This is a genomic window from Demequina sp., from assembly GCF_024642165.1.
GTDB lineage: Bacteria > Actinomycetota > Actinomycetes > Actinomycetales > Demequinaceae > Demequina.
The window spans coordinates 4293-10409 of sequence record NZ_JAHEBP010000072.1 but is presented as its reverse complement, the minus strand read 5'-3'; the positions used below and the strand labels follow the sequence as shown (position 1 = coordinate 10409).

The 6117-nt window shown below is 69.5% G+C and carries 9 protein-coding genes; 5 read left to right on the top strand and 4 right to left on the bottom strand.

The genetic code is table 11. The annotated features are described in order from the left end of the window. The 4 genes from crtI to Q0L54_RS07775 all read left to right on the top strand — a co-directional run. Positions 1–1505: phytoene desaturase family protein (gene crtI / locus Q0L54_RS07790; protein ID WP_296666855.1), on the top strand; the 1505-nt coding region annotated here is incomplete at its 5' end. Between the two features lie 14 nt (positions 1506–1519). Then, complete coding sequence (locus tag Q0L54_RS07785) at positions 1520–1846, top strand: lycopene cyclase domain-containing protein (RefSeq protein WP_296666854.1); 327 nt, start codon at positions 1520–1522, stop codon at positions 1844–1846. Next, positions 1843–2142, top strand: coding sequence for a lycopene cyclase domain-containing protein (locus tag Q0L54_RS07780; RefSeq protein ID WP_296666852.1), 300 nt, complete (start codon positions 1843–1845; stop codon positions 2140–2142). Before Q0L54_RS07785 ends, Q0L54_RS07780 begins: the two co-directional genes overlap by 4 nt. Next, complete coding sequence (locus tag Q0L54_RS07775; RefSeq protein WP_296666850.1) at positions 2139–3023, top strand: prenyltransferase; 885 nt, start codon at positions 2139–2141, stop codon at positions 3021–3023. The genes Q0L54_RS07780 and Q0L54_RS07775 overlap by 4 nt, the downstream gene beginning before the upstream one ends. Positions 3024–3169: 146 nt before the next feature. On the opposite strand, the gene Q0L54_RS07770 is transcribed toward Q0L54_RS07775, so the two are convergent. Genes Q0L54_RS07770 through Q0L54_RS07760 form a run of 3 tightly spaced genes read right to left on the bottom strand, consistent with a single transcriptional unit; the run spans position 3170 to position 4775 of the window. Further along, a complete protein-coding gene (locus Q0L54_RS07770) occupies positions 3170–3796 on the bottom strand; it encodes an aminodeoxychorismate/anthranilate synthase component II (RefSeq protein WP_296666848.1) in 627 nt (208 codons plus the stop codon). Beyond that, positions 3793–3960, bottom strand: a complete 168-nt coding sequence (locus tag Q0L54_RS07765) for a hypothetical protein (protein WP_296666846.1) — start codon at positions 3958–3960, stop codon at positions 3793–3795. Before Q0L54_RS07765 ends, Q0L54_RS07770 begins: the two co-directional genes overlap by 4 nt. Then, positions 3957–4775, bottom strand: a complete 819-nt coding sequence (locus tag Q0L54_RS07760; protein ID WP_296666843.1) for a class E sortase — start codon at positions 4773–4775, stop codon at positions 3957–3959. The genes Q0L54_RS07765 and Q0L54_RS07760 overlap by 4 nt, the downstream gene beginning before the upstream one ends. 123 nt (positions 4776–4898) lie before the next feature. Here Q0L54_RS07760 and Q0L54_RS07755 point away from each other — a divergent pair, with 123 nt between their 5' ends. Continuing rightward, positions 4899–5147, top strand: coding sequence for a cell division protein CrgA (locus Q0L54_RS07755; protein WP_296666841.1), 249 nt, complete (start codon positions 4899–4901; stop codon positions 5145–5147). A 149-nt stretch (positions 5148–5296) separates the two neighbouring features. Here Q0L54_RS07755 and Q0L54_RS07750 read toward each other — a convergent pair whose 3' ends face one another. Further along, entirely contained in the window at positions 5297–5875 is a 579-nt protein-coding gene (locus Q0L54_RS07750; RefSeq protein ID WP_296666839.1) for a rhomboid family intramembrane serine protease, read from the bottom strand. Positions 5876–6117: the final 242 nt, after the last annotated feature.

The following is a 6117-nucleotide window of genomic DNA, read 5'->3' as shown; positions in this document are numbered from 1 at the left end:
TCTCCGGGCACGTGTTCGATACGGGACCGTCCTGGTATCTCATGCCCGAGGCGTTCGAGCAGTACTTCGCGCTGATGGGACGGGACGTCGAGCAGGAGCTGGACCTCATCGACCTCGACCCGCGCTATCGCGTGTTCTTCGAGGGAGAGGACCCGTGGGGGCCGGCGGAGATCCTCGAGGTCTCTGCCGATTCGGAGGAGAACTGGCGGCGCTTCGAGGAGATGAGCCCGGGCGACGGCGAGGCCATGCGCGCCTACGCCGAGGACGCCGGCGAGCTGTACCGGCTCGCGCTCGACCGCTTCCTCTACACCACGTTCGCGCAGCCCCTGGGGGTCGTGAGCCCCGAGGTGCTGAAGCGCCTGCCCCGACTGTCCTCGCTGCTGACGCGCTCGCTGGGGTCGCGGATCGAGTCGAAGGTGCGGGACCCGCGCCTGCGCCAGATCCTGGGCTTCCACGCGGTGTTCCTCGGCTCCTCGCCCTCGCGGGCGCCGTCCCTGTTCTCCCTCATGAGCCACCTGGACCTCACCGACGGCGTGCGCTACCCGCGTGGCGGGATGTACGCGGTGATCGAGGCGCTGGCCCGCGTGGCGCGCGAGGAGGGCGTGGAGATCCGCACCTCCGCACCCGTCGCGCGCATCGTGGTGGGCGACCACGGACTCGCCACGGGCGTCGAGCTCGATACGGGAGAGGTGGTGAAGGCGGACGCGGTGGTCTCGGCGGCCGATCTCCATCACACCGAGACCGTGCTGGTGCCGGAGGAGCGGCGCACCCATCCCGAGAAGTCCTGGAAGCGGCGCAACCCCGGCGTCAGCGCCCTGCTGGTCATGGCGGAGGTGGAGGGCGAGCTGCCCGAACTCGCCCACCACAGCCTGTTCTTCACCCGCGACTGGGACACGAACTTCTCCGCGATCATGGCGAAGGAGCTCCCCCCGGTGCCGGCGTCCGTGTACGTCTCGCGCGTGGACGCGACGGACCCGTCGGTGTCGCCGGCGGGGACGGAGTCCTTGTTCATGCTGGTCCCGTTCCCCGCCGACCCGACGCTGGGATCGACTGAGGAGTCGCGGGCGGAGCTCATGGCGATCGGCCGTCGCTACCTCGCTCAGGTGGGAGCGTGGGCCGGCATCCCCGACCTGGCCGCTCGCGCCCGCATCCTGCGGGTCACCACTCCCGCGGACTTCGCCGATGGCCTGGGCGCCTGGCAGGGCGGGGCGCTGGGGCTGGAGCACACGGTGCTGCAATCGGCGATGTTCCGCCCCGCGAACGTGTCCGACAAGGTGCCCAACCTGCTCTACGCGGGCGCGTCGACCACGCCCGGCATCGGCGTGCCCCTGTGCCTGATCTCCGCGGAGCTGGTGGCCAAGCGCATGCTCGGCGCCGTCGATGTGGGGCCGCTGCCCACCCCGGCGCCGCCCGGATTCCTGGGCCGCTCCCGGGATGCCGGAGTGCTCGGCAACCTCGCACGCCGCGCGGAGAACCGCGGGTTGAGGGACGGCCCCCCAAGGTGAGTCATTTCGCTTACTTGGCCGGTCTGATCATCTCTCTCGCCGGGCTCGTGGTGCTGGACCTGCGCTTCCGGATCGCCGTCTTCGACCGGCCCCGCGCCGCGCTGCTGACCATCGCCATCGGAGTCGCCGTGTTTCTCGCGTGGGACGCGATCGGGGTGGGGCTCGGCATCTTCTTCATCGGCGACGCGCCGTACCTCACCGGAGTCCTGCTCGCCCCCGAGGTGCCGCTGGAGGAGCTGTTCTTCCTGCTGCTGCTCGTCTACCAGACCCTGCTGCTGTGGAGATGGCTCGATCGCCGCGCGCGCGAGCGCCGGCCGGCCACCGCGGAGGCAGCTCCATGACCTACGTCGTGCTGTCCGTCGCCGTGCTCGCCATCATCGCCGCGGTGACGGTGCCGACCCTGCGGCGACTGCCGCATCGTCCGATCCTCCTGACCGGCCTGGTGCTCATCGCGCTCACGGCGGTGTTCGACAACGTGATCGTGGGCCTCGGGATCGTCGCCTATGACGACGCGCATATCTCCGGCGTCCGCGTGGGAGCCGCGCCGATCGAGGACTTCTCGTACACGCTGGGTGCCGTGATGCTGATACCTGCCGTGTGGACGTGGCTCACGCGGCGCGACCGGGAGGCGCCGTGAGCACGCTCGCGAGCGTGGTGCGGGCCTCGCGGCCCATCTCGTGGATCAACACCGCGTTCCCGTTCGCGGCCGGCTACCTCATGGCGACGCGCGAGGTGGACGCGGTGCTGATCGTGGGCACCCTGTTCTTCCTGATCCCGTACAACCTGCTCATGTACGGCATCAACGACGTGTTCGACTACGAGTCCGACCTCGCGAACCCGCGCAAGGGCGGCATCGAGGGCGACGTGATTCTGGACCGCGAGCGGGCCCGCGGGGTGCACCGCGCGATCCTCTGGGCATCGGCCGTCACCGTGCTGCCGCCGTTCGTGTGGCTCGTGCTGCAGGGCACCGTTGCCGCGGGCCTCACGCTGGCCCTCGTGGTGTTCGGCGTGATCGCGTATTCGGCACCCGGGCTGCGTTTCAAGGAGCGCCCGTTCCTCGACTCGCTCACGTCCGCGCTGCACTTCTGCGGACCCCTGATCTACGCGCTCGTGATCGCCGGGGCGTCGCTCACCTCGCGCTCGGTGTGGCCCGTGTGGGGCGCGTTCATCCTGTGGGGGATGGCCAGCCATGCGTTCGGGGCAGTCCAGGATGTGCGGGCGGACCGCGAGGGCGGGATCGGCTCCGTCGCCACGGTGATCGGCGCTCGCGCGACGGTGTGGTTCGCGCTCGCCCTGTACGGCGCATCGTCCCTGCTGCTGCTCGCGCTCCCGTGGCCGGGCACCCTCGCCGCGGTGCTGCCGCTCGCCTACCTGGTCTCCGTCGCGCGCTTCGTGGGCGTCACCGACGCGACGTGCGAGGAGGCCAACCGCGGCTGGCGTACCTTCCTGTGGCTCAATCAGCCGGTGGGCTTCCTGGTCACCCTGCTGCTCATAGCGGTCTGGAACGGCTGGCTCTAGCCGCGACTCCCACTGGTCGATGTGACGGGATGGTGCCCCTGTGAAGGATGGGGCGGTCACATCTGTCACGCGGCTCGACTCGCGTCACATCGACCAGTGGGAATCTGGACGCGCCGTGCCGTGGGACGATGCGCGGGCGGGGTGGGTTAGCGGCGCACCAGCGGGCTGAGTCCCGCCGAGCGGCTCACCGGGTCGGGCATCCCGCACAGCTCGAGCCAGTTGGCGAGCAGCCGGTGGCCGCCCTCGGTGAGCACCGACTCGGGGTGGAACTGCACGCCATGGAGCGGCAGATCCTTGTGCTTGAGGCCCATGATGATGCCGTTGGCCGTCGAGGCGGTCACCTCGAGCACCGGCGGCACCGTGGGGTTCTCGACCGCGAGCGAGTGGTAGCGGGTCGCGGTGAACGGCGAGGGCAGCCCGTGCAGCACGGATCCCTCGTCATGCAGCACGCGCGAGGTCTTGCCGTGCATCAGCTCCGGCGCGTGCGAGACCACCGCGCCGTAGACCTCGGCGAGCGCCTGATGTCCCAGGCAGATCCCCAGCATCGGCGTGCCGGACTCCGCGCAGGCACGGATGACGTCCATCGACGAACCGGCGTCCGCGGGAGCGCCGGGCCCGGGCGAGATGAGCACGCCGTCGTAGTCGCTCACCGCGCCGGCGTCCGCCACCGCATCGTTCCTCACCACCACGGTCTGGGCGCCCATCTGACGCAGGTAGCCCACGATCGTGTAGACGAACGAGTCGTAGTTGTCGACCACCAGGATCCTGGTCATGCGCCCGCCTCGATGTTCTGGTCCTGGATGTCGAAGGTGACCGAGACCCACGGGAACACCCACTGGAACAGCGCCGCGACGATCGCGGTGACCAGCACCACGATCAACAGCACGCGCATCCACACGGGCCCCGGCATCAGGTTCCAGACGAACGGGAAGATCACGGCTGAACCTCTTCCTGAATCTCCTCCGGCACCCCTTCGCCCACGGGCGACCAGTACTCGAGCTCGCCGTGGACGATGTACCGCTCCGCCGCCGAGTACATGGGGTGGCACGTGGTCAGAGTGATGTAGTGGCCGTCCGGGCCCGCCCCAGCCGCGTAGGGGTTGGGGGCGATGACCTCGACCTGGTTGGGCCGCACGATCAGGTGCTCGGTGACCCGGTAGACGTACCAGGCCTCCTCCGTCTGCACCACGAGGGCGTCGCCGTCCTGCAGTTCGGCGATCCGGTTGAAGGGCTTGCCGTAGGTGGTGCGGTGCGCGCTGATCGCGAAGTTGCCGTACGCGCCCGGCATCCCGGTGCCCACGTAGTGGCCGATGCCCAGGGTGTCGAGCACATCACGGCGGGTGGTGCCTTCGGAGATGGGCTTGACATAGTCGCTGCCCCAGCGCGGGACGTAGATGGTCGCGAAGGTGGTGGCGAAGGACGGCTCGTCCATCACCGGCGCGGTCTCCGGCGAACGCCGGACCGCGAACGGCTCGATCACGGACTCGTCGGGCACATCGGTGCCCGCGGAGATGGGTCCTGTGTAGGCCCAGTCGAGTTCGTCGAGCACGTGCTGCTGTTCACGCTCGGCGACCACGTCCGTGTAGAACAGCTGCCAGACGACGTAGAGACCCACCAGCGCGCCGACGATGATCAGCAGTTCGCCCACGAGCGACAGCAGGCGGTTGCCCACGCTCGGGCGCGCGCCGCCGCGGCGCGGTCCGCCCCCGGCGGGGAGGCCGGGCTGGGCGGGGACCTGCGCGGGGGCCGTCATGATGCACCCAGCGTACGGGAGGCGTGCGGGCCCACGGAATCCCCCTTTGACCCACCTCTCGGTACCCTGGTGCCTGGAGATCCCGCCGCAGCGAGCGGGCACCGCGACGTACGGAGTGGAAAAGTGGCAGTGTCGAAGAAGCGCGACCCCAAGGTCTACAAGGCTCCCCGCAACCTGGGCAAGCCCGATTCGGGCAACCCCAAGTGGCTGCTCCCCACCGCGGTGACCCTGCTGGTGCTGGGCCCCGCGTGGATCGTCGTCTACTACGTCTCGAAGGCACAGTTCCCGATCCCCGGCATCACGGACTGGAACCTGGGCGTCGGCTTCGTATTCATGGCCGCCGGCATGGTGCTGCTGACGCGCTGGAAGTAACCCCCGTCGTGCGGGTTCTCTACCGCGCTGTCCACATCGGTGGAGAAACGACAGCCGTGTAGTTATCCCCTTCTGTGCAGAAGTCTGGGGAGAACTACACCCGTGTGATTCGTCCGGGACGATGCACGGGTCTGGGCTGGCGGGCGCGGCTACCGCTGCGCGGGGCGGCGGTCGACCCAGCGCAGCATCGCGAGCATCGCAAGCGCTCCGGCTACGGCGCCACCCAGGTGTCCCTGCCAGGAGATGCCCGGGATGACGAAGCCGAGCACGAGCCACAGGCCCGCGGTGGTGACGAGGGAGCGGTAGTCGAGCCGGAGCTTGATCAGCACCACCGCGAAGGCGGCAATGAGGCCGAAGATGGCGCCCGAGGCGCCACCGTGGATGCCGCTGTTGGCCAGCAGCATCACCGACGCCGAGCCGCCGAGGAGCGACGCCAGGTACAGGCCGATGAACCTCGCGCGTCCCAGGATCGGCTCGAGCTGCGACCCGAACTGCCACAACACGAACATGTTCATCGCGAGGTGTGGAAGCCCGAAGTGGAGGAAGCCGGATGTGATCCAGCGATACCATTCGTCGCCGCCGCCGAGCGCGAAGTCGGCGAAGACCGTCGGGTTCGGGATCAGCGACCACTCGACGCGCCAGACGCCGGTGCCCAGCACGTACGTGCCGTAGAGGAACGCAAGCACGTTGGCCGCGATAAGTCCGTAGGTGACGTACGGCGTTCCCATCGCCGACGTGAAGCCCAGCCGGTTCCGCAGCGGGCGTGCGGTCGCCTTGGCCTCCCGAACGCAGTCGACGCACTGGATTCCCACAGCGGCCGGGCGCTGACACTCCGGGCACGCCGGACGCCCGCAACGCTGACAGCGCACGTACGAGACGCGCTCGGTGTGCCGCGGGCAGACCGGCGGCGCGGTGGGCTCCGAGCTCACGCTCTACTCGGCGAGGGTGACGCCGGTGATCATCACGTCCT